The following is a 25659-nucleotide window of genomic DNA, read 5'->3' on the forward strand; positions in this document are numbered from 1 at the left end:
TATGTTTTCGCTGACATCCTGTTGCCATTGGTCTTGGCGATGCGGGCTTCGAGCCGATGAACTTGGCTCGGGAACGGTTCAAATCACCGCATACTTGTCTTGCGAAGCAATTTCCGGTCAACCCGGGCGCCCCGATCTTACGTAACGTAATTTGAGGGTGCGGCGGCCTGGTGGTGACTTTGGGTCATTTGCCGATTGCTTGTGCAATTGCGGGGGGTTGGCTGTGCCCCGGATCGGCGGCCCGGGCGTCGGAACGATGGGCTCCCGGGCCAGGTCGCCGCGCGCGCCCGGGGCTCTTCATGCGCGCAATGCTCAGGGGCTGGCGACCCCGGCCCGGCGGTCGGGCAGGCCGGCGCGCAACATGTCGAGGCTGCGCTGAAGCTCGGGCCGGGTCATGTCGCGTGCGATGATCACGATGCGCGAGCGCCGGTCGTCCCCGGACCAGTCCTCCAGCCGGACCGGCGGGTCAAAGAGATGCTGAACGCCGTGAAAGACAAACGGATCGTCGATGTCTTCGATGAAGGCGATCCCCTTCAGGCGCAGGATATCCGGCCCGCGCAGGGCGATCAGCGTGTCGAGCCAATAGTCGAAGACATGGGCGGGGATGGGCGCGTCCAGCACGACCGAAACCGTTCCGATCCGGGCGTCATGCGGGGAAAGATCGACCTGGGGCGCGGCCGGCCGGTCCAGGCCGGACAGGTTGGCGAGCGGATCGGCCGCGGCCGTCGGCCCGGTGGCCCAGGCAAGCGCCTCGGCCGAGGCAACGCCCCGCCGCAGCCCGCTCAGCCCCCGGATCCGGGCCGCCGTTCCCGCGCCCCGGACCGCCCGCAGGATCTGGGCGGTGGGGCTGATGGCCCGCAGCCGGGTTTCAAAGGCCGCGACCTTGGCCTCGGGCACCAGGTCGGTCTTGGTGATCACGATGAGGTCGGCCATGGCCACCTGCGAAACGGCTTCGAACTGGGCGTCCAGGGTGGCCGGGCCGTTGGCCGCATCGACCACCGTCACGACCCCGTCCAGCCGGGTTTCGCGCGCGAGGTAGGGATCGGCGGTCATCGTCTGCAGGATCGGCCCCGGATCGGCGAGGCCGGTGGTCTCGATGACGATCCGCCCGAAGTCGAGCAGGCCGTTGTCCAGCCGGTCCAGCAGGCCGGCGATCGTATCGGAGAGATCGCCGCGCACCGAGCAGCACAGGCACCCCGATTGCATCAGGACGATCTCTTCGCTGGAGGTCTCGATCAGGTCGTGATCCAGCCCGGCCTCGCCGAATTCGTTGACGATGATGGCGATGCGCTCGGTCCCTGCATCCGTCAGCAACGTGTTCAGCAGCGTGGTCTTTCCCGCGCCGAGGAAGCCGGTCAGCAGGGTGACGGGGATGCGGCTGTCCGTCATGGCCGTGCCTTCCGGGCCTGCGCGGGCCATTGGCCGGGCATCCCGTCACCGGCCGGCGGGCGCCGGTTGGTCATACCGCCCGTGCCCGGCCGGTCGGCCCGGGCGTGGCACAGGGCGGCCAGGCCGCCGCGCGGGAAGATGGCGTCGACCGAACCGCTCATCTCAGGACCCCAGCGCCTGTGTCAGGGTCACAGCATTATGGCGCATCATGTCGAGATAGGTGCCGGCCGGCCCTTCGGGTTCGGACAGCGCGCCGGGATAGAGCGTGCCCCCGATCGTCGCCCCGGTTTCCCGCGCGATCTGCTCCAGCAGGCGCGGATCGGCGATGTTCTCGATGAAGACGGCCGAGATGCCGTCGGCCCGGATGCGCTGGATGAGCGCGGCCATGTCCTTGGCCGAGGCCTCGGATTCGGTGCTCAGCCCCTGCGGCGCGAGGAAGGTCAGCCCGTAGTCGCGGCCGAAATACTGGAAGGCATCGTGCGAGGTCACCACGATGCGCCGGTCGGCCGGCAGCGCCGCGGTCATCGCGCGGATCTCGGCGTCGAGCGCTTCCATCTGCGAGATGTAGACCGCCGCATTGGCCTCGTAGATCACGGCATTGCCGGGGTCGGCCCGCGACAGGGCGCGGGCGATGTTGGTGGCATAGACCCGGGCATTGGCCAGGCTTTGCCAGGCATGGGGATCAAAGGCGCCGTGGTGGTGGTGACCTTCGGCTTCGGCGTGGTCCTGGTCGTCGTGATGTGCGTCGTCGTGGTGCTCGGCGTCGTGACCGGCGTCCTCGTCATGCGCGTCCTCGTGATGGGCGTCGTCATGATCGGCATCATCGTGATGCGCGTCGTCATGCTCCTCGTCGCCGTGTTCGTCATGATCCGCGCCATCGTGGTGGCCTTCTTCCTCGAAGGCCATCGGCGTGATGCCCTCGGTGGCCACGACCCGGGTGCCGTCAAAGGCCGAGGCGTCGATCAGCCGGTCTAGCCAGCCTTCGAACTCCAGCCCGTTGACGAACAGCAGGTCCGCCTCGCTCACGGCCCGGGCATCGGCCGGGGTGGGCTGGTAGACATGGGCGTCGCCGCCCCGGCCGACAAGCGTGGTGACGGCCACGCTCTTGCCGCCGATCCGTTCCACCATGTCGCCCAGGATCGAAAAGGTCGCGACCACGGGCATCGGCGCATCCGACTGGGCCGACAGCGGGCCGGCAAGCGTGAGGGCGGTCAGTGCGGCGGCAGAGCCGAGGAGATGTCTGCGGGGGATCATGTCTGTCCTTTCAGGCTTCTAGATGGGCGCGGGGCAGGGCCCGCGCGACAAGTCCGCCCGCCGTCCCAAGGACCAGCGACGCCCCATAGGCGATACCCGCCACGAGGATGATCGCCGGCCCGGACGGCAGGCTGTAATGGTAAGAGAGCAGCAGGCCGGCGATGCTCGACAGCAGGGCGATGGCCACGGCCACAAGGATCAGCCCGCCGATGCCGGTGGCCCAGAACCGCGCGGCGGCGGCGGGCAGGATCATGATGCCGACGGCCATCAGCGTCCCCAGCGCATGGAACCCGCCGACGAGGTTCAGGACGACCAGCGACAGGAAGGTGAAATGCGTCACGGCGCTGAGCCCGCTGACCGAGCGCAGGAACTGCGGATCGGCGCATTCCAGCACCAGCGGCCGGAAGAACAGGACCAGCACGAACAGCGACAGGCTGGCGATGGAGCAGAGCAGGACAAGGGCCGCATCGTCCAGTGCCAGCACCGTGCCGAAGAGCACGTGCATCAGGTCGACATTGCTGCCCCGCATCGACACGATCAGGACGCCCAGGGCCAGCGAGATCAGGTAAAAGGCGGCAAGGCTGGCATCCTCGCGCAGGGCCGTGACCCGGGTCACCAGCCCCGACAGCAGGGCCACGGCCATGCCGGCCACCAGCCCGCCGATGGTCATCGCGCCTAGCGACAGGCCGGACACAAGGTAGCCGACGGCCGCGCCGGGCAGGATGGCATGGGCCATGGCATCGCCGGTCAGGCTCATCCGGCGCAGCATCAGGAACACGCCGACGGGCGTGGCGCCGACGGAAATGGCGATGCAGCCCAGAAGCGCCCGGCGCATGAAGCCGAAATCGGCGAAGGGCTGGACGAGGATGTCCCAGATCATGCCGCATGCCTCCCGCAGACATGGGGCGTCTCGGCGCAGGCCTCGCACATCTGGCGGGCGCGGAACTGGTTCTCGGCGGTCAGCACCTCGGCCGTCGGGCCATGGGCGACAAGTTCGCGGGCCAGCATCAGGGTCCGGGGGAAATGGGCGCGGACGGTGTCGAAATCGTGCAGCACGGCCAGCACCGTGCGGCCTTCGCCATGCCAGCGCCGGATGACCTCCAGCAGGTCGGCCATGGTGCGCGCGTCGATGGCGGTGAAGGGTTCGTCCAGCAAAACCAGCCGGGCGTCCTGGAGCAGCAGCCGTGCAAACAGCGCGCGCTGCATCTGGCCGCCGGACAGCGACCCGATGGGGCGCTGGTCAAAGCCGGTCAACCCCACCGCCGCAATGGCCGCCGCCACGCGGGCCCGGTGGGGCCGGGCCAGGCGGCCGAACGGCCCGATCTCGCGCCAGAGACCCATCGACACCAGGTCCACCACCGACAGCGGGAAGGACCGGTCGATCTCCGATTGCTGTGGCAGGTAGGCGATGTCGTCCCGGCCGAGCGCGCCGAAACCCACGCCGCCCTGCAAGGGGGTGACCGTGCCGGTCACGGCCTTGAGCAGGGTCGACTTGCCCGCGCCGTTCGGGCCGACGATGGCGGTCAGGCTGCCCTGGGCGATCTCGGCCTGCAGGTGATGGACCACCGGGTGGCGGTCATAGCCCAGGGTCAGGTCGTGGAAGGACAGGGCCGGGGTCATGCGCCACCCGGGGTCTGCGTGGCCCAGAGGAACATGGCCCAGAGCAAAAGGGCGATCAGGGCCGCACCGGCCAGACGCGGCCCGGCTCCGATCAGCAGCAGGCGAAATGCCGCGCCACGGGGGATCATGCCGACACCTCGCTGGCTCCGTAGGGCGCGCAGAGGCCATGGAGCTTCACGACACGGCGCGCCGCTGCCACGCCGGATTGCCCGCTGGTGGTGCCACGGGGGATCATGCCGACACCCCACCGTCCCCGCAGGGCGCGCAAAGGTCATGGACCTTCGCGGCATGGCGCGCCGCTGCCACGCCGCCCTGCCCGATAGTGGCGCCACGGGGGATCATGCCGACACCCCACCGGCCCCGCAGGATGCGCAGAGGCCGTGGACTTCCACGACATAACGTGCGGCTGCAAAACCGGATTGCCCGGTGATGGCGCCGATGTCGCGGATCAGCTCGGGGGCGTCATTTTGCTCGACAAGGCCGCAATCGTCGCAGATCGACAGGACCGCCCCGTGCCGGCGCCGTCCGCCCCGGTAGGCGATGAAGGCATTCATCGATTCGACGCGCTGCACGTAGCCGCGCTTTCGCAAGGCGGCCAGGGCCCGGTAGATCGTGGGCGGGGCCATGCCGGGCGAAGATTTGCGCATTTCATCCAGGATGGCATAGGCCGACATCGGGCAGGTTTGCCGGTCCAGCACGGCCAGGACCTCGGCCTGAATGGTCTCTCCCCGGTACGTCATGAGGTGCCTCCTTGGCGCAGCGTTCCTCTCTGTATGATATGTTATAACATTACTCAATCCCCTTGGTGCAGGTGACCTCGGGCCAGTGGTGGAACCGGACAGGCGAAGGGGCTCTCTGCGCCCGGACGCAGGGCGGGGATGTGATTGCGGGTGTTCTGCGCCGGGGAACTCTGCCCACCGGGCGCCCGCAGGCTGGTGCGCGGCGGTCGATGTGGCCGCCGCCCGCCTGCCTGGCCGGCAGAGAGACGGTGTGCCGGTCGTCAGGGAACGCGGGCGCCGGATGACATGATGGTCAGCATGCCCCGGCCCGACCTTCGCGGCCGGCTTCCGCAATCAGTTGTGCAGGGGGCCGGATTTGCGCGTCTCGGTATTGGGGCAGGGCGGGGGTCCCGACTTGCGCGTCCGGGCATCGGGGCAGGGCATCGGGGCGGGCAGGGTGGCCTTGCTCTAGCGATAGTGCCCTGCCCGCCTCTCAGATTCCCGGCCGCGTCCGGCCCCTGCTTCCGGCTGGGGGCAATCATCCCATTGGCCGGCCTGGGCAGGGCAGCCACCGCCCAGGCCGCGATGCGCCGGTTGATTGCCTGCCCGGACGTCCAAACGGCCCTATTCCGCGGGGACGGCCTTTGTGGCGGGGGCGCCGCGCAGCCGGCGGTTGGCGCGTTTCTCGCCCAGCATCAGCATGGCGGGGGTCACGATCAGCGTCAGGATCGTCGCGAACATCAGGCCGCCGGCGATGGTCGAGCTCAGCTCGATCCACATCTGGGTGGATGGCGCGCCATGGACGATCTCGCGCCGGAAGAAATCGACGCTGACCCCGATGACCATGGGCGCGAGCCCAAGCGCCGTGGTGCCCGAGGTCAGCACCACCGGCCGCAGGCGCTGGGCGCCGGTGCGCAGGGCGGCCTCCAAGGGCGACATGCCCGCAGCGCGAAGGTCGTTGTAGGTGTCGATCAGCACGATGTTGTTGTTCACCACGATCCCGGCCAGCGCGATGACCCCGATGCCGCCCATGACCACGCCGAAGGGCCGGCCCGTCAGCGTCAGGCCCAGCAGCACCCCGGCAATCGAAAAGACGATGGCGATCATGATGACGAAGGCCTGGTAGAAGCTGTTGAACTGGATCAGCAGCACCAGCATCATCAGCCCGATCGCCGCGATGAAGGCGCTGACCAGGAAGATCATCGCATCGGCCTGGTCCTCGGCCTCGCCGGCAAAGGACCAGGACACGGTGTCGGGCAGGTCCATCGCCATGATCGCGCCGCGCAGGGTGACGATCTGGTCGTTGACCAGCAGGCCGGGCGAGACATCGGCCGACAGGGTTGTCACCCGCTCCTGGTCGATCCGCTTGATGGTCCCGCTGCGGGGGGCGGGGGTGAAGCTGACGAAATTGGTGATCGGGATCAGCCCGGCATTGGTCGGCACCCGCAGGCTTTCCAGCTCGGCCAGCGAGCGTTCGCCGGCGGGGAACCGGATGCGGATGTCGACCGCGTCCTCGGCCGTGTCGGGGCGGTAATCGGCGATGGTGATGCCCTGGGTCAGCAGCTGGATCGCCTGGCCCAGCAGCGCGACGTCGGCACCGAACCGCGCCGCTTCGGAGCGGTCGAGGTGGATCTCCCATTCGACGCCGGGCAGCGGCGTGGTGTCGGTGATGTCGGTGAAGCCGCCGATCCGCTCCATCGCCGCGCGCACGGCCTGGATCGTCGCCACGCGGGCCTCGCCATCGCGCGAGACGACCTCGAGGTTGACCGGCTTGCCCTGCGACGGCCCGCCTTCCTGCACCTGGACCTGCACGTCGATGCCCGGGATGCGGCGCATCTCGGTGCGGATCTGCTCGATGATCTCGGCGGCCGGGCGGCGGGTGTCCCAGTCGGTCAGCTCCAGCTGCACGGTGCCGATGACCTCTTCGTCGGCCTGCCGGTCCGACCCGGTGCGCGCATAGACGCTGGCCAGCTCGCCGTACTCCAGCAGCCGGGTCTCGACCTGGCGCACCAGGCTGTCCTTCTCGTAGATCGAGAAATTGTCGCGGGCGCGGACCTCGACCTGCACGAAATCGGGCTCGGATTCGGGGAAGAAGGAAATGCCCGTGCCGAACTGGCCGTAGCAGATGAAAGAGGCGACCAGCGCCAGCACGGCGAAGATCACGGTCCGGCCCGGCCGCAGGATCGCCCATTCCAGCGCACGCACGTAGAGCCCGCCGGCGCCGGTCATCTGCCGGGGGTCGCCATGTTCGGCGGCGGCGATCTGCATCTGCTGGGCGGCCGTCTGCGGCTGGCGCTTGCCGATCAGCCCGCCGAGCACGGGGATGAAGATCAGCGCCATGAAGAGCGAGGCGGCCAGCGTGAAGATCACGGTGATCGGCAGGAACTTCATGAACTGGCCCACCGTCGAGGACCAGAAGAGCAGGGGGAAGAACACGCTGAGCGTCGTGGCCGTCGAGGCGATGATCGGCCAGGCCATGCGCTTGGCGGCGGCGGCATAGGCCTCCCTGGGCGCGCGGCCCTCGCTGAGCAGGCGGTCGGCCAGTTCGACGGTCACGATGGCGCCGTCGACCAGCATGCCGACCACGAGGATCAGGCTGAAGAGCACCACCATGTTCATCGTGTAGCCCATGAAGAACAGCACCGTGACACCGGCCAGGAAGGCCCCGGGGATGGCCAGCCCGACCAGGATCGACGAGCGCAGGCCCAGCGACCAGACGATCACGATCATCACCAGCAGCACCGCCGCGATGACGTTGGATTCCAGGTCGGCCAGCATGGTCTGCACCTGCTTGCTCTCGTCCTGCATGTAGTTGATGCGCACGCTGTCGGGCCAGTTGGCCTGTTCGGCCGCAATGGCCTGTTTCACCAGGTCGACGGTCTCGATGATGTTGGCACCGCTGCGTTTCTTCACCTCCAGCGCCAGCGCCGGCTGGCCGTTGATCCGGGCAAAGCTGGTCGGATCCTCGAAGGTGTTGCGCACCGTGGCCACGTCGGCAAAGGTCACGACGGTGTCGCCCGAGACCTTGACCGGCATCTCCATCACGTCGCCGACATCCTCGATCAGCCCGGGCACCTTCAGCACGATCCGCCCGGCGCCGTTCTCGATCGCGCCGGCGGCGATCAGCAGGTTGTTGCGGCTGATCTGGCTGGTCAGTTCGTCGAAGGACAGGTTGTAGGTCTCGAAGACGGTGGGGTCGATCAGCACTTCCAGCATCTCGACCCGCTCGCCGGCGACATCGACCTCGAGCACGCCCGACAGCCCTTCAAGACGGTCCTTCAGGTCATTGGCCAGCGCGTTCAGCGTGCGTTCGGGCACCGGGCCCGACAGGATCGCCGTCAGGATCGGGAAGAGCGCGGTGTTGACCTCGGTCACGGTCGGGTCGGTGGCATCGGTGGGCAGGTCGTTGGCCGCCCGGTCGACGGCCTCGCGCACCTTGTCCAGCGCGGTATCCGGGTCAAAGCCCGGATCGAATTCCAGCTGCACGCTGGCATGGCCCTCGGCCGCCGTGCCGGTCATCGAATTGAGCCCGGTCAGCGCCGCCAGCTCGGTCTCCAGCGGCTTGACCAGCAGCCGTTCGGCATCTTCGGGCGAAATCCCTTCGAGCGAGGTCGAGACATAGACCGTGGGGATCTGGACCTCGGGAAAGCTTTCCTTGGGGATGGTCCGGTAGGCCACGGCCCCGATGGTCAGGATGGCGACAAGCAGCAGCAGGACCACCCGCGTCCGGCTGAAGGCCGCGTCGATCAGCGCGTTCATCACTCGATCTCCGTGCCGGTGCCGCCGGGCAGCGCGACATCGGCGGCGGCCACGGTGTCGGGATCGGCCGTGGGATCGACCGTCTCGCCCTGCGACACGAAGCCCTGGCCGATGGTGATGATCCGGGCCTCTTCGGGCAGGCCGCTGATCCAGACACCATCGCGCTGCGCCCGTTCGACGACCACCTCGTGGAACACCACCTTGTCGGCCGCGTCGACGGTCTTGACGCCCAGCCGCCCGTCCTCGCTGAGCGACAGGATCGCCGGCGAGACGAAATGGGCGGTGACGTCCTCGGTCGGGATGCGCACCTGCACCGACAGGCCCGAGGCGATGGCCCCGTCGGGGTTGGGCACGGTGATCTCGGCGCGGAAGGTGCGGGTCTCGGCCACGGCATCGCGGCTGACATATTCGATGGTGCCGGTGCGTTCCTCGCCGGTGATGAAGGTCACGCCGGCCTCCTGGCCCGCGCGGATCAGGGCCAGGGATTGCTGGGGCACCTGGATGACGATGCGCAGCGGATCGGTGTCGAGCAGGATGCCGACCTCGTTGCCGGCCGTGGCAAATGCGCCGATCTCCAGGTCGAGGCTGTCGAGCCGGCCGTCAAAGGGCGCCCGGATCACCGCGGCATCCAGGCCTTCCTCGGCCTGGGTCAGCTGGGCCTGGGCGGCGGCCAGCGCCGCGCGGGTCTCGCGCAGGCGGGCGGCGGTGGCGATGCCCCGGTCGACCAGGGATTGTGTGCTGGTATTGTCCTCCTCGGCGCGCACCAGTTCCTGCCGGGCCTGCTGCACCCGGGCTTCCAGCTCGCGGGTGCTGAGCCGGGCGATCTCGTCGCCGGCGGCCAGCGTCTGGCCCTTGCGCGCGGGCAGGTCGATGACCTCGCCGGTGGTCTGGGGCCGCAGGATGGCGCGCCGGTCCGGCTGGGCCTGGCCCTGCGCGGAAAAGGTCTTGGTCACGCGTTCGGCCCGGCTGTCGCGAACCGACACGGCCACGGCCGCGGCGGCATCGACCGGCGCCTCGGCGGCATCGTCGGGCGCCGGCAGGATGATCCCGCTGCCCATCCAGCCGACCAGCGCAACCGCCAGCAAACCCGCCACCCACTTCGACCGCGACGACCCAGGCTCGTCACGGAAATCCAGCGGGGCCGGTTTCTGTTCGCCTTCACTCATACCACATCCTCCGGCCGCACCCCGGCGGCGCCATCCTCGTCAATCCCGGTCGGCGGGACGATCACACGGATCGTCGCCCCGACCATTCCATCCTGTCGCAACGGGGCCCGGCCCCGGCGAAATCCGTCTCTTTCCACGCCGACAGGCCCGGTCTCACGGCTCAGTCCCTGCCGAGGCTGCCAAGCAGCAGCGTCACATGCTGGCGCAAAAGCAGGTGGACATCGGGCACGGGAACACCCTGGAACACCGTGCCCCAGAGCGACAGCATCATCGCCGGTGCCATGACCAGCCGCGGATCGACATCGGCCGCCTCGGGGCGCAGGTCGCCCCGGGCGACCCCCCGGCGCAGGATGCCCTGCACGGTGTCGAACCCGCGCCGCAGCACGTTGGCCTCGTAGCGCGCGACGAGATCGGGAAAGCGGTGGCCCTCGGCCAGCAGGACCTTGAGAAAAATGAAGGACCCGCCTTCGACCATCTCGCTGCGGATCCGTTCGAAAAAGGCCAGCAGCACGTCTTCGGTCGGCCCGTCGAGCAGGTCGGCCGCCTGGCGGGCGCGGTCCATGTTGCCGATGACCCGGTCCTCGACGGCCGCTTCGAAAAGCGCCTCCTTGGACGCGAAGTAGAGATAGATCGTGCCCTTGGCCACGCCGGCCCCCCTAGCCACGTCCTCAAGCCGCGTGGCGGCAAAGCCCTTGTCCTTCCACAGCTCCATCGCCGCCGCGATGATCTCGGCCGGCCGCGCGTCCTTGCGCCGCTGGCGGCGCTTGCCGCCGGTTGGGGTCTTGTCCTGCCTGCCGTCCTGCATGGTGCCTCCGCCTGACATGTTTGCTGACCGATCGGTCACTAGGCAAGAGGCGGGGCACGGCCCGGGCCGGGGCGCGCGGCGGAAACGTGCCGATGGGGGGCCTGACACGGCGCCTCACCTGCGGTTGTACCGAGCGCCAATCAGGCGGCGCAGGCCGGCACAGCCACGGAAAAGTTACTGGAACTTGATGAAACCGTTGATTTCGCCGGGCCAGGCAATGTTTAGATAGTCCTGCGCTCGTAAGATATTCTGATGGATTGACAAGTTTGCATTGAAGGAGCCGTTCGCCATGACCGGGTTCAATTTTCTTTTTTCGCGTTTCAACTCTGATCACCCGGATCGGCCCGCCGCGCTGCGGCTTGCAACCGTGTCGGTCCTGGCCCTGGGCGCGGCCCTGTCGGCCGGCCCGGCCCGGGCGGATTGCACCACGTCGACCGACGGGCTGGACATGACATGCAGCGGCGTCGTCGGCGTCCTCGATTTCACGCTGCCGGACACGACGGCCGACCAGACCGCCACGCTGACCATCCACGACGTGACGAACACGCAGGTCTCCAACGGGCAGGACGACAGCGCGCCGGTCTGGAATGTCGAGGTGACCTCGCCGGAATTCAGCCAGACCTCGGCAGGCGTGGTGCTGAATATCGATGCCGGCGGGCTGCAGGTGGATGCCACCGGCGCGCCCGCGATCCGCACCACCACGACGGGCAGCAACGGCCAGTGGCACAGCGAATCCAAGGGGTCGGGCGAACAGGTCGGCCGCGACGGCGGGGTCGGCGGCGGCGGGGGCAGCATCACGGCGACGCTGTCCGGGCTGAACATGACGGCCTCTCAAGAGGCCATTCTCATCGGCTCGCAGGGTGGCGAGGGCGGCACCGGTGCCGAAGGCTATTCGACGGCGGGCAACGACGGCTATGGCGGTGACGGCGGGACCGGCGGCCGGGGCGGCGAGGTGAACGTCACGCTGACCGACAGCACCCTGACCGAGGGCATGGGCCTTGTGGTGGGCAGTTTCGGCGGCGACGGGGGCCTGGGCGGGCATGGCAAGGCCGCCGACTACACCGCTCATGGCGGGGTCGGGGGCACCGGAGGCCAGGGCGGCAATGTCGTCGTGCATGTGGGTGACCTGACGACCGACGGCGAGACCGGGATCGTTGTCGTGTCGCACGGCGGCCAGGGCGGCGATGGCGGCACGGGCGAGAACACGCTGAACGGCAATGGCCGTGGCGGGGCCGGTGGCGTCGGGGGCAACGGCGGCGGCGTGCTGCTGAGCAACACGACGGATGACGGGACCGGCGCGCTTGAGGTCACGGCAAGCTCGGGCCCCGGTATCCTGGCCGAAAGCATCGCGGGCGATGGCGGCCAGGGCGGCGATGGCGAGGTGAATCTTTTCTTCGGCCATGGTCGTGGCGGCAACGGCGGCCAGGGTGGGACCAGCGGTTCGGTGACGGTCGACATCGCGACCGCCGATGACGGCAGCGTGGCCACGATCACCATGTCCGGAGACCTGGCCCCGGGGGTCGTGGCGCGCAGCTATGGCGGCGCGGGCGGTGCGGGCGGCACCGGCGGAGGCTCCACGGCCCACGGCGGGGCCGGGGCAGGGTCCGGCCCGGCCGGGGGCATCTCGGTGACCTACGAGGGCGACATTGCCACCGACGGATCGCTGTCGGACGGCATCCTGGCGCAATCGGTCGGGGGTTTTGCCGGTGATGCGGGCGAGTCCTCGGGCATCGTGGCCTATGGCGCGAGCAGCGAAAGCGCCGGCGGCGGGAGCAGCGTGATCGTCCATTACCAGGGGTCGGACAGCACCGCGATCCGCACCACGGGCGACGATTCCGACGGGATCTTTGCCCAGAGCCAGGGCGGCGGCGGGGGCAAGGCCTCGTCGACCATGGGGCTGGTGTCGCTGTCGGGCGACGAAGACGGGTCCTCGGGCGGCGATGGCGGGCCGGTGGCCGTGACGGCTTCGGGCGAGATCACGACAACCGGCACGCGCAGCCGGGGCGTCGTGGCCCAGTCGATCGGCGGCACCGGCGGCGACGGCGGCAGCGCGCGGGGCCTTGTGGGCATCGGCGGCACCGGTTCGGGCGGCGGCCAGGGCGGGTCGGTCCAGGTCACGTCCACGGCCGACATCACCACCGGCGGCGACGATTCCATCGCCGTGCTGGCGCAATCGGTCGGCGGGGGCGGCGGTTCGGCCGGGTCGACGGCCGGTATCGTGGCCATCGGCGGTGATGGCGGCGACGGTTCGGTCGGCGGCGTGGTCAGCGTCGATGTCGGCGGAGCCATCGTCACGTCGGGCACCGGCGCGGATGGCGTCGTGGCCCAGAGCGTCGGCGGGTCGGGCGGCCACGGATCGAACACGCTGGCCGCATCGGTCGGCTTTTCGCTGGCCATCGCCGGCAACGGCGGCGCGGGCAGCGACGGCGGGCGGGTCGACCTGACAACGGACAGCGGGTCCAGCGTGACGACCGGGGGCGACAATGCCCGCGGCATCTCGGCCTCGTCGGTCGGTGGCGGCGGCGGGTATGGCGGCACGGCGATCTCGGCTTCGGCCGACGATTCCCCCACCGTTGCAATCGCGCTTGGCGGCTCGGGCGCGGCCGGGGGCGCGGGTGGAAACGTGCGGTTGGAGGCACAGGGCGCGGTGTCGACCACGGGGGCCAATGCCACGGCCGTTTCGGCGCAATCTGTCGGCGGGGGCGGTGGCGCGGCGGGCACGACCGTGGCCGCGACGGCGGGGCTGGGCACGGTCAGCCTTGGTGTCGGCGGCAATGGCGCCGGCGGCGGCGATGGCGGCACGGTTGATGTCTGCCGGGGCGTCGAGACCGGCAATGCCACCTGCGCGGCCTCGGCCTCGGCGGCGGGCGCAATCGAGACCACGGGCGATGCGGCCGCGGGGATCTACGCCGCGTCGATCGGCGGCGGCGGCGGCCAGTCCGGCGCGGTGCTGAGCGGCACGGCCGGCCAGGGCGCGGCGATCTCGGTCGGCGGCGACGGCGGGGCCGGGGGCGCGGGCGGTGATGTCACGGTCTATTCCTCGGGCGGCATCAGCACCTCGGGCAAGGCGTCGGGCGCGCTGGTCGCGGCCAGCGTCGGCGGATCGGGCGGCAGCGCCCAGATCGTCGGGGCCATCGGCGCGGTCGGCGAGACGGGTGTGAACATCGGGATCGGCGGCAGCGGCGGCGCGGGCAAGGGCGCAGGCGATGTGACCGTCACGTCGAGCGACACGATCCAGACCGCCGGCGAGATGTCGGCCGGCATCCAGGCGACCAGCCAGGCCGGCGGCGGGGGCAGCGGCTCGGGCGTCCTTGCCGCCGAGGGCGCCGCCGAAGGATCGGCCAATATCAGCGTCGGTGGCGCGGGCGGCGGCGGCGGTGACGCGGGCGACGTGACCGTGACCTGGTCCGGCGACCAGCTGGTGACCGGGGCCGAGCAATCGCCCGGCATCATCGCGCTGAGCGCGGCCGGATCGGGCGGCATCGCCGGCTTTACCTATGGCGGCGAAGGCGCGGGGCTGGCCACCACGGCGGTCGATATCGGCGCGTCGGGCGGCGATGGCGGCACGGCGGGCACGGCTTCGGTCACTGCCGGTGGCCAGATCGCGACGACGGGTTTCATGTCGGACGGCATTGTCGCGATCAGCCATGGCGGCAACGGCGGGCGCGGCGGCCTGTCGATCACCGGCAACGGCGTGTCCCAGGGCGATGCATCTGTCACCCTGGGCGGCGGAGGCGGCACCGGCGGCACGGCTGGCACGGCCCATGTCGAGACCCTGGCCGGGGCCGCGATCACCACCGACGGCCCGTCGGCGGCGGGCATCAACGTGCTCAGCCTGGGCGGCAATGGCGGCCAGGGCGGCATGGCGGTCGAGACCGGCATGAACGTCGATCTGGACGAGGAAATCCCGGCGGGCAGCGCCGTCCTGGACATGGGCGGCGACGGTGGTGCGGGCGGCACGGGCGGCGCGGCCAGCGTGACCAACCGCGCGACGATCTCGACCGGCGATTTCAACAGCGCCGGCATCCTGGCGCAATCCATCGGCGGCAGCGGCGGTTCGGGCGGCATGGCGATCTCGGGCACGCTGACCCTGGGGGTGGTCCAGGAGATCCAGGCCATCGCGACCCTCGGCGGCGATGGCGGTGACGGCGGCACCGCCGGGGCGTCACAGGTGACGAACACGGGCGCGATCCAGACCACGGGCGACAATTCGACGGGCATCCTGGCGCAGTCGATCGGGGGATCGGGCGGCGCGGGCGGCCTGACCTACAACATCCTGACCAACGTCATGTCCGGCGGCGCGCTGCAGCTCTTGACGGGCGCGTCGGTGGGCGGTGACGGCGGCGCCGGTGGCATCGGCGGCACCGCAGGCGTGACCAACAGCGCCACGATCACGACCACGGGCACAAGCGCCAGCGGGATCTATGCGCAATCCATCGGTGGCAACGGCGGCAGCGGCGGGTTCGGTGGCACCGGCATCTACAACCTGGGACAGGCCGCGTCCGGCGGGAGCGACACCAGCATCGGTGTCGGCCTGAACACCACCGTCGGCGGCACCGGCGGCGACGGTGCCCTGGGCGGCGACGTCACGGTGGCCAACGAGACCGACGGCACGATCTCGACGGCCGGCGGCGGGGCCTATGGCATCTTTGCCCAGTCGGTCGGCGGCAATGGCGGCGACGGCGGCCTGGCCTCGAACTTTTCGCAGAGCGCGACCGGCGATTGCGACGAAGGCGGTGACGGGATCGGGATCGGCTGCGAGAACGAGAACGACGCCACGACCAAGATTTCGGTCGACCTGGGCGTGATGATCGGCGGCGATGGCGGCACCGGGGCCGATGCGGGCACCGTGACCGTGACCAATGATGCGGCCATCGCAACGACCGGCGACGTGGCCCATGGCATCGTGGCCCAGTCGGTCGGCGGCGGCGGCGGCACCGGCGGGGCGACGGCTTCGACCGCAAGCAGCTTCGTGACCCGCCAGATCGCAGAGAGCAGCGACAGCGTGACCGAGCGGTTGCGGTCGCTCTACAACATCTCGAACCTGAAAGACGATCTCGGCTCGGCCAGCGTGCGGATCGGCGGCACCGGAGGCGCGGCGGGCGATGGCGACAGCACATCGGTGACCAACAGCGGCGCGATCACGACGACGGGGCTCAATTCCTATGGCATCTTCAGCCAGTCGGTCGGCGGTGGCGGCGGTTCGGGCGGCGAGGCGGCCGACATCACCGCGACCTACACGGCCGAGATCGGCGGCAACGGGGCCGGCGGCGGCGACGGCGGGGCGGTCGGGGTCACCAATACCGGCGCCATATCGACGGCCAGCTACGGCAGCGCTGCGCTGGTGGCCCAGTCGATCGGCGGCGGCGGCGGCAACACCGGCAGCGCCACCGGCCTGTCGGCGCTTTACGACGTGAACGTGGCGATCGGCGGCCGCAACGGTGCGGCGGGCGATGGCGGGGCCGTGACGGTCGCTTCGGACGACGGGGCGATCACCACGGCGGCCGAGCAATCGCCGGGCATCTTTGCCCAATCGGTCGGCGGCGGGGGCGGCACGCTCTTTGGCGGCACCGGCACGCTGACAGATGACGCCACGGCCGAGGTCTCCGTCGGGGGCTCCGGCAAGGCCCAGGGCGACGGCGGGGCGGTGACCGTCACCGCCGGGTCCGACATCACCACCGGCCCGGCCACGCCCGGCGACCTGAACGCCGCTTCGGTCGGCATCTTCGCGCAATCGGTCGGTGGCGGGGGCGGCTATGGCGGCTCGATGATCCTGGGCGATCACGACCGGATCGGCATCCGCGTGCTGGACAGCTCGGCCGATGCCTCGGGCAACGGCGGGGCGGTGACGGTCGATGCCAGCGGGCGCATCACCACGTCGGGCGACAATTCGGTGGGCATCTTTGCCCAGTCGGTCGGCGGCGGCGGCGGCGTGCAGGGCACGGTCGACAAGACCTCGACCGACAGCTCTTATGTCGGCAGCTTCGGGGGCACCGGCACGGCCGGTGTTGTCACCGTGACCTATTCGGGCGCCCAGCTTGCCACGACTGGGGCCGGGGCCCACGGGATCTTTGCCCAATATGCCGGTGGAGAGGGCAATTCCGGCGCGGTGGCCAATACCACCGTCGCCGTCACGGCCACCGGCAGCGTGTCGGCCACCGGGGCCGGGGCCCATGCCATCCATGTCGAGAACATGGGCGATGGCGGGGGCCATTCCACCATCACCATCGGCGAAGATGCCGACATCCGGGGCGGTGGCGGAGCGATCTACGACAATGCCCTGACCGGCGCCGGGGTCTATATCCATTCCGGGTCGAACAGCACGCTGACAAATGCCGGCACGATCAGCGCGGTCAGCGGCGTGGCCATCCATTCCTTCGGGGGCGGCACGCTGACGCTGGACAACACCGGCACGGTCACCGGGGATATCCTGGGCACCTATGTCACGCCGGACGCATCCGCCACGGCCGATGCCTCGGCCGCGGCGGTCGATGCACGGGCGCCGGCAACGATCCGGGTCGACAACCTGGCCGGCGGCGTGGTGAACGCCGGCGAGATCCTCGACGTGGCGCGGCTGCGCAACTGGGGCCAGGTCTATGTCGGCCGGCAAGGGACCCTGTCGGGCACGCGGATCACCGGCAATTTCCTGCATAACGCGGGCACGCTCAGCTTTGACGTGGACATGGCCAGCGTCGACACCGACCTGCTGCGTGTCGATGGTCGGGCCGAGCTGCACGGCGCGCTGGAAATCAACGTGCTGAAGGCCAGCGAGCATCCGAACGGGGTGCAGACGCTGACCATCATCGAGGCTGCCGGCGGGGTGGATGCTTCGGGACTCGAACTCGTTCCCTCGGTCGTTGCGCGCTATCAGCTGGCCGCGGCGTCCGACACCGAGCTGACCCTGAGCTACGAGGTCGACTACGCCAACGACACCCTGCTGGCCGCGCTGAACGGTAACCAGGGCGGGCTGACCAGCTATTTCAACGCGCTCTACCAGCAGGGCGAGCTGGAAGACGGCCTGGCCCAGACCCTGATCGAAGTGGCCAGCCACGAGGATTACGCCGTGGCGATGAACGGGCTCAGCCCGGAGCTGGCCACCAGCAACGGCGTTGCCCGGCTCTACCGCACGCTGCGCTTTGCCGACGGGCTGTTCAGCTGTCCGCACGAGGGCCAGGGCAATGTCTGGGCCGAGGACGGCCAATGCGCCTATGTGACCCTGGGGGTCAACCGGTTCGAACGCGATGCCACCGGCGGCGCCTCGGGCTTTGACCAGGACGGGCTGCGGATCACGGCCGGGGGGCAGATGCTGCTCGACAACGGTCTCGCCCTGGGCGGGGCGCTGGCCTACGATTCCACCAGCCTGACGACCGATACCGGTGCGACCAGCGAGGGTGATACCTTTTCCGGCGGGCTGTCGGTCAAGCGGTTCGTCGACCGCTGGGAATTCGGCGCGGCGATCCATGCGGGCCATGGCCGTTTCGACAACCGGCGGGTGGCCGGGGCCGATGTGGCCAGCGGTGACCAGGACCAATGGGTGTCGGGCGCCCAGCTGCGCGCGGGCTATACGTTCGACCAGGGCGGCTGGTTCCTCAAGCCGCGGATGGACCTGGGGCTCGCCCATTTCGGCGAGAGTTCCTACACCGAGAGCGGGTCGGGCACGGCGCTGGCCATCGATACGGCGGCCGAGACCTTTGCCTACCTGCGCCCGGGGCTGGAGGTCGGGGGCAGCTTTGTGACGGCACGGGGCACCGAGATCCGGCCCAATGCCGTGCTGGCGGTGACCCAATTCCTGGGCAACACGTCCTTTGACGCAAGCGCGCGGCTGGCCGGGGCGTCGAGCGGGGTGGCTCCGTTCGACTGGCGCAGCGAGATCGACAGCACGCAGTTCGACCTGTCGGCCGGGGTGACCATCCTGGCCGCCGGGGGCGGGTCGTTCGACCTGTCGGCCTTTGGGCACCTGACGGGCAATGAACGCGATTACGGCGGCGCGCTGCGCTGGAACATGCCGTTCTGATCCGAATGAAACGGCCAGCGGGCCCCCATGCGGGGTCCGCTGACGCCTTGGCCGGCATGGCGATGGCGAATGGCCGATGGGGCGGGCAGGAGAAGGCGCGGGGGACAGTCAAAGGGGAATTGACCCGGCCATTTCGGCAAGATAAGTGTTACGTTATAACATATCATTTTGAGCCGCGAGATTCCCACCACCATGCCAGCCCGTGCCCTGCCGCCCAGATCGCTTGCACGTCCCCGGCCCCTGGCCGGGCGGTGCGCGCCTGTCGGTGGGCGGGGGCGAGGCGCCACCGCTTGGCGCTTGACCATTCCGCTGCCGCCCGGTCTAGTGCCGGCGATGGTTTCCCGGGGAGTGCTTTTCCGGGATGAAAAGGGAATACGGTGCGGCCCCCGGGCCAAATCCGTGACTGCCCCCGCAACTGTAGGCGGCGAGCGACCCCGAGAGACCCACTGGCCAGCCATGGCCGGGAAGGCTCGGGCAAGCCGTGACCCGCAAGTCAGGAGACCTGCCATCGTGACATCAACTTTGACCGGGCGGGGTGCCCCGGCAGGAGGTCCGACATGGCAAGACGGCGACAGCCGACAGGTGTGATGGATATCCGGCTCTCCCCGCGGTCGCGCGGAGGGCGCAACGATCATGACCCAAACAATCCCCCGACCACCCGGCCCGGGCCCCGTGTCGCCCGGCGCCCCGCCCGGCTCCTCACCCCGCCCCGCCCCTGAGGCCGCCGCCCTGCGGGCCGAGGGCCTGACCTGGGGGCCGAAACGCGGGCTGACCCTGTTGCAGCCGACCAGCTTCGAGATCGGGGCCGGGCGCATCCTGGCCGTCATCGGGCCCAACGGCGCGGGCAAGTCGACGCTTCTGCGCCTGCTCTATCGTTACCTGCGCCCCCGGGCGGGCCGGGTGCTTCTGGACGGGGGTGACATCTGGGCGCAATCGGCGCGCCAGGTCGCCCGGTCGGTGGCCGTCGTGCTGCAGGAACAGCCGACCGATTTCGCCCTGACCGTGGGGGAGATCGTGGCCCTGGGCCGCACGCCGCACCTGTCGGCCAGCGCCAGCGGCGGCGAGAGGGATGCGGCCATCGTCCGCGACGTGCTGGCCCGGCTGGGCCTGGCGGCCTTTACCCACCGCCTGTTCGGATCGCTCTCGGGTGGCGAACGGCAGCGGGTCATGGTCGCCCGGGCCCTGGCCCAGGAACCGCGCCTGCTGATCCTGGACGAGCCGACCAACCATCTCGACATCCGCCACCAGCTGGAACTGCTGGCGCTGCTGCGCGGCCTGGGCCCGACCATCGTGACCAGCCTGCATGACATCAACCTGGCGGCCGACCTGGCCGACGAGGTGCTGCTGCTGGCCGGCGGCCGGATGCTGGCCTGTGGCCGGCCCGACACCGTGCTGACCGAAGACCTGATCGCCCGGGCCTTCGGCGTGCGCGTGCAGCGCCGGTCGCTCGACCCGGGTGGCAAAGCCCACCTGACCTTCCATCTCTGATTGCGAAAGACCCGATCCATGAAACACCTGATCACCACGCTGGCGCTCTGTGCCGCCGCGCCGGCCCTGGCCGACCCCGTCACCGTCCAGAGCTGCGACCGCCAGGTCACCTTTGACGCGCCGCCCGCCGCCGCCGTGTCGAACGACGTCAACCTGACCGAGATGATGCTGGCCCTGGATCTGACCGACCGCATGGTCGGCTTTACCGGCATCAACGGCTGGAACAAGATCGACGAGGACATGCGCGCGGGCATCGGCGCGCTGCCCGAACTGGCCGAGAAATACCCGTCCAAGGAGGTGCTGGTCGGCGCCGGGGCCGATTTCTACTTTGCCGGCTGGAACTACGGCATGCGTGTCGGCGGCGAGGTCACGCCCGAGACGCTGGCCCCCTTCGGCATCCAGGTCTACGAGCTGACCGAAAGTTGCACCCATATCATGGACAAGCCCGCGGCCAGCATGGACGACATGTACAACGACCTGCTGAACCTCGGCGCGATTTTCGGCGTGCCGGACCGGGCGCAGGCGCTGGTCGATGGCTACAGGGCAGAGCTGGCGGCCTACCTGGCCGAGCTGCCGGCGCTGGACCACGCGCCGCGTGTTTTCGTCTATGACAGCGGCGAGGAAACGCCTTTCACCGCCGGGCGCTATGCCATGCCCAACGCGCTGATCGAAGCGGCGGGAGGCACCAACATCATGAATGATTTCGAGAAAAGCTGGGCGACCATCGGCTGGGAAGAGGTGGTCGCGCGCAATCCCGAGGTCATCGTGATCGTCAATTACGGCGAGGTCACGGCCGAACAGAAACGCGCCTTCATGATGGAAACGCCGGCCTTTGCCGACCTGGACGCGGTCAAGAATGACCGGTTTGTCGTGCTGGAATATGTCGAGGCCACCCCTGGCCCGCGCAACATCCGGGCCGTGCGCAAGCTGGCCGAAGGCTTTCGGGCCGAATGAGCGATCACGCCGTCCCGATCCCCGCGCGCCGGGCCATTGTCCTGCCGTCGCTGACGTTCCTGGGGCTGGCCGCGCTGGCCCTGTCGATCTCGGTGGCGGTCAGCGTGGGGGCCGTGGCGGTGCCGCTGGGCACGGTCTGGGGCGTGGTGGCCGACCGGCTGCTGCCCGGGCTGGTCGAGGCCGGCTGGACCACCGGCCAGGCGGCCATCGTCTGGGACATCCGCCTGCCGCGCGCCCTGCTGGCGGCGATGGTGGGCGCGGGGCTGTCGCTGGTGGGCGCCAGCCTGCAATCGGTCACGCGCAATCCGCTGGCCGATCCGCACCTGCTGGGCATCTCGGCCGGCGGGGCCTTTGGTGCGATCCTGGCGCTGTTGCACACCGGGCTGTTCATCGGCCTGCTGACCGTGCCCCTTCTGGCCTTTGGCGGGGCGATGACCACCGCGCTGCTGGTGCTGGGCATTTCCAGCGTCACCCGCTCGACCTCGGCCGACCGGCTGGTGTTGGCCGGGGTGGCCGTGTCCTTCATCGTGATGTCCTGCGCCAACCTGCTGATCTTTCTCGGAGATCCCCGGGCTACCCATACGGTGGTCTTCTGGATGCTTGGCGGGCTGGGGCTGGCCCAGTGGGATCAGCTGGCCTATCCCGCTTTGGTGCTGGCCGGGTGCGGGGCCTGGCTGATGTCCCATGTGCGGCGGCTGAACGCCATGACGATGGGCGACGAGACGGCTGCGACCCTGGGCATTCCCGTGGCGCGGTTCCGCCTGACGGTGTTTTTCGTGGGTGCGCTGCTGACCGGGTGCATGGTGGCCTTTTCGGGCATCATCGGGTTTGTCGGCCTGATGATCCCGCATATCGTGCGCATCCTGGTGGGCGGCGATCACGCCCGGGTGCTGCCGTTCTCGGCCCTGATCGGAGCGATCTTCCTGGTCTGGGCCGATATCGCCGCGCGGACGGTCATGGCCCCCGATGACCTGCCCATCGGCATTGTCACCGGGCTGGTCGGCGGGGCGTTCTTCGTCTGGCTGCTGCGCCGCCGGGGTTGAGCGGCGCCGGTCCGCTCGCGGCGCCCGTCGGATCGGGGCCGGGAGCGGGCCGTGGCCGAGAGCGGGCCGGGTCGGCAAAAAGCTATCGGAACGGGGCGGCATCCTGTATCCTTGGGGCCGTGGCCTTCCTGCGACACGGATGCCGCGGCGCGGCGGTCCGTCGCCGCACAAATGGCCCGACGACTGGCCTGACGACTGGCCGACCGCTCCGTGCCTGACACATGCCGGGCCACGGCACCCCCGGCGACATACGCCGTGGGGCCAACCCGGGATTTATGCCGATCCCGCATGACCGTTATATTCCTGGCGGCCATAATACCCGCCGCCGGAATGCCTTAGCCTTGACCGGGCAAGATACATGATCGCCGGGCGCCCGCCCGGCCCCGGGGCCATCGCCCCGCATCCAGCTTCCGGAGGTCTCCATGAAACTGAATATCAACGGCGAAACCCGTGACATCGAGGTGGAACCGGACACGCCGCTCCTGTGGGTCCTGCGCGACAACCTGGGCATGACCGGCACCAAGTACGGCTGTGGCGTGGCCCAGTGCGGTGGCTGTTCTGTGCTGGTCGACGGCTATGTCACCCGGTCCTGCGTCACGCCCGTCGAGGTCGTCGAAGGCTCGGAGATCACCACGATCGAAGCCATCGAGGCCGACCCGGTCGGCCAGCGCGTGGTCGAGAAATGGGTCGAACACCAGGTGCCCCAATGCGGCTATTGCCAGTCGGGCCAGGTCATGGCCGCGACCTCGCTGCTGAAGGACACGCCCCAGCCCACGGACGAGGACATCCGCTATGCGATGGTCAACCTCTGCCGCTGCGGGACCTACAACGCCATCAAGGCCGCCGTGCGCGACCTGGCCGGCATCGACGAGGAAGGAACCACGCTGTGACCGGACAGAGACCCTTCATCGACGGCGCCGGGGATCTGCCGCGCGGCAACCCGGTCAACATCTCGCGCCGGGGCTTCCTGCGCGGGGCCATCGGCGCGACATCGGGCGCGCTGGTCCTGGGCTTCGGCCTGCCCGTCGGCCGGGCCCGGGCCCAGGCGGCCATGGCCCCGGGCACCCGGGTGCCGGCCTTCCTGGAAATCCGGCCCGACAACAGCGTGCGCCTGCTCAGCCCCTTCGTCGAAGGCGGCCAGGGCATCTTTACCGCCATGGCCCAGATCGTGGGCGAAGAGCTGGACGCCGATCCGGCCAGCTTTGTCGTCGACAACGCCCCGGCGGGCGGCGATTACCTGGTGGTCAACGGGGCCATGCGGATCACCGGCGGGTCGATGTCCGTGCGCACCAGCTATGACACGATGCGCCGGCTGGGCGCCCTGGCCCGGGCCATGCTGATCGAGGCGGCGGCCACCGATTTCGGCGTGCCGGCGGCCGAGCTGACGACCGAGCCGGGCCATGTCGTGCATGCATCCAGCGGCCGGCGCACGGCCTATGGCGCGCTGGCCGAGGCGGCCTTTGATCTGCCCGTGCCCGATCCCGAAACGGTGGCCCTGCGCGATCCGGCCGATTTCCGCTGGATCCGCCAGCCGGTGGCCCGGCTGGATGTCTACGAGAAATCGACCGGCAAGGCCGAATATGCCATGGACGTGCAGGTCGAGGGCATGCTGCATGCCGCGGTCCAGCACGCGCCGCGCCTGGGCCTGGTGGCCGACGAGGTCCGCAACCTCGACGAGATCAGCGCCCGGCCCGGGGTGGCGTCGGTGCATGTCCTGCCCGGCGCCGTGGCCGTGGTGGCCGAACGCTGGTGGACCGCGCGCATGGCCGTCGAGGCGGCCGACGTGGCCTGGCGCCCGGCCGGCGAGGGCGAGCTGCCCGAAACCTGGCGCGCCGTGCCCGCGGATTTCTCGACCGAGGCCTTTGCCGAACGGCTGGCCGCCGAGCCCGGCGCCGGCAAGGAGGCCGAGGTCGAAGGCGATGCGCCGGCCGTGCTGGACGCGGCCGACACGGTGATCGAGGCGACCTATCACAGCCAGTACCTCAACCATGCCCAGCTTGAGCCGACCTCGACCCTGGCGCGGTTCAACGAGGATGGCACGCTGGACCTGTGGATGCCCAACCAGGCGCCCGAGCAATTCCAGGCGGCGATTGCCGGGATGGAAGGCCTGGAGCCGGGGCAGGTGCGGATCAACTCGCCGATGCTGGGCGGGTTCTTTGGCCGGCATTTCTTCTATCCATCGGCCAATCCCTATCCCCAGGCCATCCAGCTGGCGCGCGAGACCGGCCGGCCGGTCAAGGTGATCTGGAGCCGCGAAGAGGAATTCCTGCGCGACCCGATGCGCCCGATGGCCGCGGTGCGGTTCCGTGGGGCGCTGGACGACCGGGGCATGCCCGCGGCGATCGAGGCGATCAGCATCTGCGAAGGTCCGACCGAGGCGATCTGGGGCCACAACCCCGACAAGATCGACGAGACGGCGATGGAAGGCATCACCGGCAAGGCCTATGCCGTGCCCAACCTGCGACTGGCCCAGCTTTACGTGCAGAACCCTGTGATGCTGGCCTATTGGCGGTCGGTCGGCAATTCGATGAACGATTTCTTCTACGAGACCTTCCTCGACGAGATGGCCGTTGCCGGTGGCCAGGATCCCCTTGCCATGCGCCAGGCGCTGCTGGCCGGCAATGACCGGCTGTCGACCCTGCTGCAATCGGTGGTCGACCTGTCGGGAGGCTGGAAACGCGGGCCGTTCACGGCCGAAGACGGCAGCCGGCGGGCCCGGGGCCTGGCCATGGCCTCGCCCTTCGGGTCGCAGACGGCGGCGATTGCCGAAGTGTCGATCGCCGATGGCGAAGTGGTCGTGCATGATGTCTGGCAGGTCATCGACCCGGGGTCGATCGTGAACCCGGCGATCATCGAGGCGCAGGTCAATTCGGCCACTGCGCTCGGCCTGTCGCAGGTCCTGCTGGAGGAAAGCGCCTGGGAAGACGGCGCTCCGGTGGCGCGCAATTTCGACGGCTACGCGATCCTGCCGCCCGAGCGGATGCCCCGGGTGCACGTGGGCATCATCGAAAGCGGCGCGCCGATGGGCGGCATCGGAGAACCGGGCCTGCCGGCCATTCCGCCGGCCGTGGCCAACGCCGTGTCGGCCCTGACCGGCCAGCGGGTGCGCAGCATGCCCCTGTCCAAGCTCGATTTCGACGCCTGACGCCCCGGCGGAGCAACCTTGCCAGACCCTACGGGCGGGCGCCGGCCAGGCATGGCCGGCGCCCGTCGCGCATCCGGGGCGCTGTGTCGTGGGGCAAGCCGGGCGGCGGGCAGATCGGGGAGCGGAGCGGTCGGGCGATGCCGAGGGGCCGTGCGGCTGGGGATATGGGTATGGGAGCGGTGTGGCCGTCCTATGCGGCCAGCGGGCGATGTAGACCGGCGACGCGGGCCAAGGGGGCGGTGTGCCCGGGCTATACGGAGCAGGGAGCGGTGCGTCCGGTCGATGTGGGCAAGGGGGCGAAAC

15 protein-coding genes and 1 riboswitch are annotated in these 25659 nt (G+C 69.8%); of the genes, 6 read left to right on the top strand and 9 right to left on the bottom strand.

What is annotated here, in order from left to right; all coding sequences use genetic code 11:
• Positions 1-312: 312 nt before the first annotated feature.
• The 9 genes from ACK3BB_RS05415 to ACK3BB_RS05455 form a co-directional block, all read right to left on the bottom strand.
• A complete protein-coding gene (locus ACK3BB_RS05415) occupies positions 313-1389 on the bottom strand; it encodes a CobW family GTP-binding protein (RefSeq protein ID WP_428927704.1) in 1077 nt (358 codons plus the stop codon).
• Positions 1390-1551: 162 nt separating this feature from the next.
• Positions 1552-2643 (bottom strand): metal ABC transporter substrate-binding protein, encoded by a 1092-nt coding sequence (locus ACK3BB_RS05420; protein WP_428927705.1) that lies wholly within the window; start codon positions 2641-2643, stop codon positions 1552-1554.
• A 10-nt stretch (positions 2644-2653) separates the two neighbouring features.
• A complete protein-coding gene (locus ACK3BB_RS05425) occupies positions 2654-3523 on the bottom strand; it encodes a metal ABC transporter permease (protein ID WP_428927706.1) in 870 nt (289 codons plus the stop codon).
• Positions 3520-4263, bottom strand: coding sequence for a zinc ABC transporter ATP-binding protein AztA (aztA, locus tag ACK3BB_RS05430; RefSeq protein ID WP_428927707.1), 744 nt, complete (start codon positions 4261-4263; stop codon positions 3520-3522). Before aztA ends, ACK3BB_RS05425 begins: the two co-directional genes overlap by 4 nt.
• Positions 4260-4391, bottom strand: a complete 132-nt coding sequence (locus tag ACK3BB_RS05435; RefSeq protein ID WP_428927708.1) for a hypothetical protein — start codon at positions 4389-4391, stop codon at positions 4260-4262. Before ACK3BB_RS05435 ends, aztA begins: the two co-directional genes overlap by 4 nt.
• Before the next feature lie 210 nt (positions 4392-4601).
• Positions 4602-5003, bottom strand: coding sequence for a transcriptional repressor (locus ACK3BB_RS05440; protein ID WP_428927709.1), 402 nt, complete (start codon positions 5001-5003; stop codon positions 4602-4604).
• A 603-nt stretch (positions 5004-5606) separates the two neighbouring features.
• Positions 5607-8741, bottom strand: a complete 3135-nt coding sequence (locus ACK3BB_RS05445) for an efflux RND transporter permease subunit (RefSeq protein WP_428925906.1) — start codon at positions 8739-8741, stop codon at positions 5607-5609.
• Positions 8741-9907 carry an efflux RND transporter periplasmic adaptor subunit gene (locus ACK3BB_RS05450; RefSeq protein ID WP_428927710.1) on the bottom strand — a complete coding sequence of 389 codons (1167 nt, stop codon included), beginning with the start codon at positions 9905-9907 and terminating at the stop codon, positions 8741-8743. The genes ACK3BB_RS05445 and ACK3BB_RS05450 overlap by 1 nt, the downstream gene beginning before the upstream one ends.
• Before the next feature lie 160 nt (positions 9908-10067).
• Entirely contained in the window at positions 10068-10712 is a 645-nt protein-coding gene (locus ACK3BB_RS05455) for a TetR/AcrR family transcriptional regulator (RefSeq protein ID WP_428927711.1), read from the bottom strand.
• A 289-nt stretch (positions 10713-11001) separates the two neighbouring features.
• On the opposite strand from ACK3BB_RS05455, the gene ACK3BB_RS05460 reads away from it, so the two are divergent.
• From ACK3BB_RS05460 to ACK3BB_RS05485, 6 genes are all read left to right on the top strand, one after another.
• Positions 11002-18726, top strand: coding sequence for a hypothetical protein (locus tag ACK3BB_RS05460; protein WP_428927712.1), 7725 nt, complete (start codon positions 11002-11004; stop codon positions 18724-18726).
• A gap of 317 nt (positions 18727-19043) precedes the next feature.
• Positions 19044-19250: riboswitch (cobalamin riboswitch) on the top strand.
• Between the two features lie 109 nt (positions 19251-19359).
• Positions 19360-20214, top strand: a complete 855-nt coding sequence (locus tag ACK3BB_RS05465) for an ABC transporter ATP-binding protein (protein ID WP_428927713.1) — start codon at positions 19360-19362, stop codon at positions 20212-20214.
• A gap of 18 nt (positions 20215-20232) precedes the next feature.
• A complete protein-coding gene (locus ACK3BB_RS05470) occupies positions 20233-21168 on the top strand; it encodes an ABC transporter substrate-binding protein (protein ID WP_428927714.1) in 936 nt (311 codons plus the stop codon).
• A complete protein-coding gene (locus ACK3BB_RS05475) occupies positions 21165-22211 on the top strand; it encodes a FecCD family ABC transporter permease (RefSeq protein WP_428927715.1) in 1047 nt (348 codons plus the stop codon). Before ACK3BB_RS05470 ends, ACK3BB_RS05475 begins: the two co-directional genes overlap by 4 nt.
• A 422-nt stretch (positions 22212-22633) precedes the next feature.
• Entirely contained in the window at positions 22634-23101 is a 468-nt protein-coding gene (locus tag ACK3BB_RS05480) for a (2Fe-2S)-binding protein (protein ID WP_428927716.1), read from the top strand.
• Positions 23098-25356 (top strand): molybdopterin cofactor-binding domain-containing protein, encoded by a 2259-nt coding sequence (locus ACK3BB_RS05485; protein WP_428927717.1) that lies wholly within the window; start codon positions 23098-23100, stop codon positions 25354-25356. The genes ACK3BB_RS05480 and ACK3BB_RS05485 overlap by 4 nt, the downstream gene beginning before the upstream one ends.
• Positions 25357-25659 lie beyond the last annotated feature (303 nt).

The organism is Marinibacterium sp. SX1, from assembly GCF_050389775.1.
Taxonomy (GTDB): Bacteria; Pseudomonadota; Alphaproteobacteria; order Rhodobacterales; family Rhodobacteraceae; genus Marinibacterium.

Bases quoted from the DNA above. Each gene is read 5' to 3' on its own strand.
- ACK3BB_RS05460 (WP_428927712.1), top strand. From the start codon at position 11,002: ATGACCGGGTTCAATTTTCTTTTTTCGCGTTTCAACTCTGATCACCCG.
- ACK3BB_RS05425 (WP_428927706.1), bottom strand. From the start codon at position 3,523: ATGATCTGGGACATCCTCGTCCAGCCCTTCGCCGATTTCGGCTTCATG.
- ACK3BB_RS05470 (WP_428927714.1), top strand. From the start codon at position 20,233: ATGAAACACCTGATCACCACGCTGGCGCTCTGTGCCGCCGCGCCGGCC.
- ACK3BB_RS05455 (WP_428927711.1), bottom strand. From the start codon at position 10,712: ATGCAGGACGGCAGGCAGGACAAGACCCCAACCGGCGGCAAGCGCCGC.
- ACK3BB_RS05480 (WP_428927716.1), top strand. From the start codon at position 22,634: ATGAAACTGAATATCAACGGCGAAACCCGTGACATCGAGGTGGAACCG.
- ACK3BB_RS05465 (WP_428927713.1), top strand. From the start codon at position 19,360: ATGACCCAAACAATCCCCCGACCACCCGGCCCGGGCCCCGTGTCGCCC.
- ACK3BB_RS05475 (WP_428927715.1), top strand. From the start codon at position 21,165: ATGAGCGATCACGCCGTCCCGATCCCCGCGCGCCGGGCCATTGTCCTG.
- ACK3BB_RS05435 (WP_428927708.1), bottom strand. From the start codon at position 4,391: ATGATCCCCCGTGGCGCGGCATTTCGCCTGCTGCTGATCGGAGCCGGG.
- ACK3BB_RS05420 (WP_428927705.1), bottom strand. From the start codon at position 2,643: ATGATCCCCCGCAGACATCTCCTCGGCTCTGCCGCCGCACTGACCGCC.
- ACK3BB_RS05415 (WP_428927704.1), bottom strand. From the start codon at position 1,389: ATGACGGACAGCCGCATCCCCGTCACCCTGCTGACCGGCTTCCTCGGC.
- ACK3BB_RS05450 (WP_428927710.1), bottom strand. From the start codon at position 9,907: ATGAGTGAAGGCGAACAGAAACCGGCCCCGCTGGATTTCCGTGACGAG.
- aztA (WP_428927707.1), bottom strand. From the start codon at position 4,263: ATGACCCCGGCCCTGTCCTTCCACGACCTGACCCTGGGCTATGACCGC.
- ACK3BB_RS05440 (WP_428927709.1), bottom strand. From the start codon at position 5,003: ATGACGTACCGGGGAGAGACCATTCAGGCCGAGGTCCTGGCCGTGCTG.
- ACK3BB_RS05445 (WP_428925906.1), bottom strand. From the start codon at position 8,741: ATGAACGCGCTGATCGACGCGGCCTTCAGCCGGACGCGGGTGGTCCTG.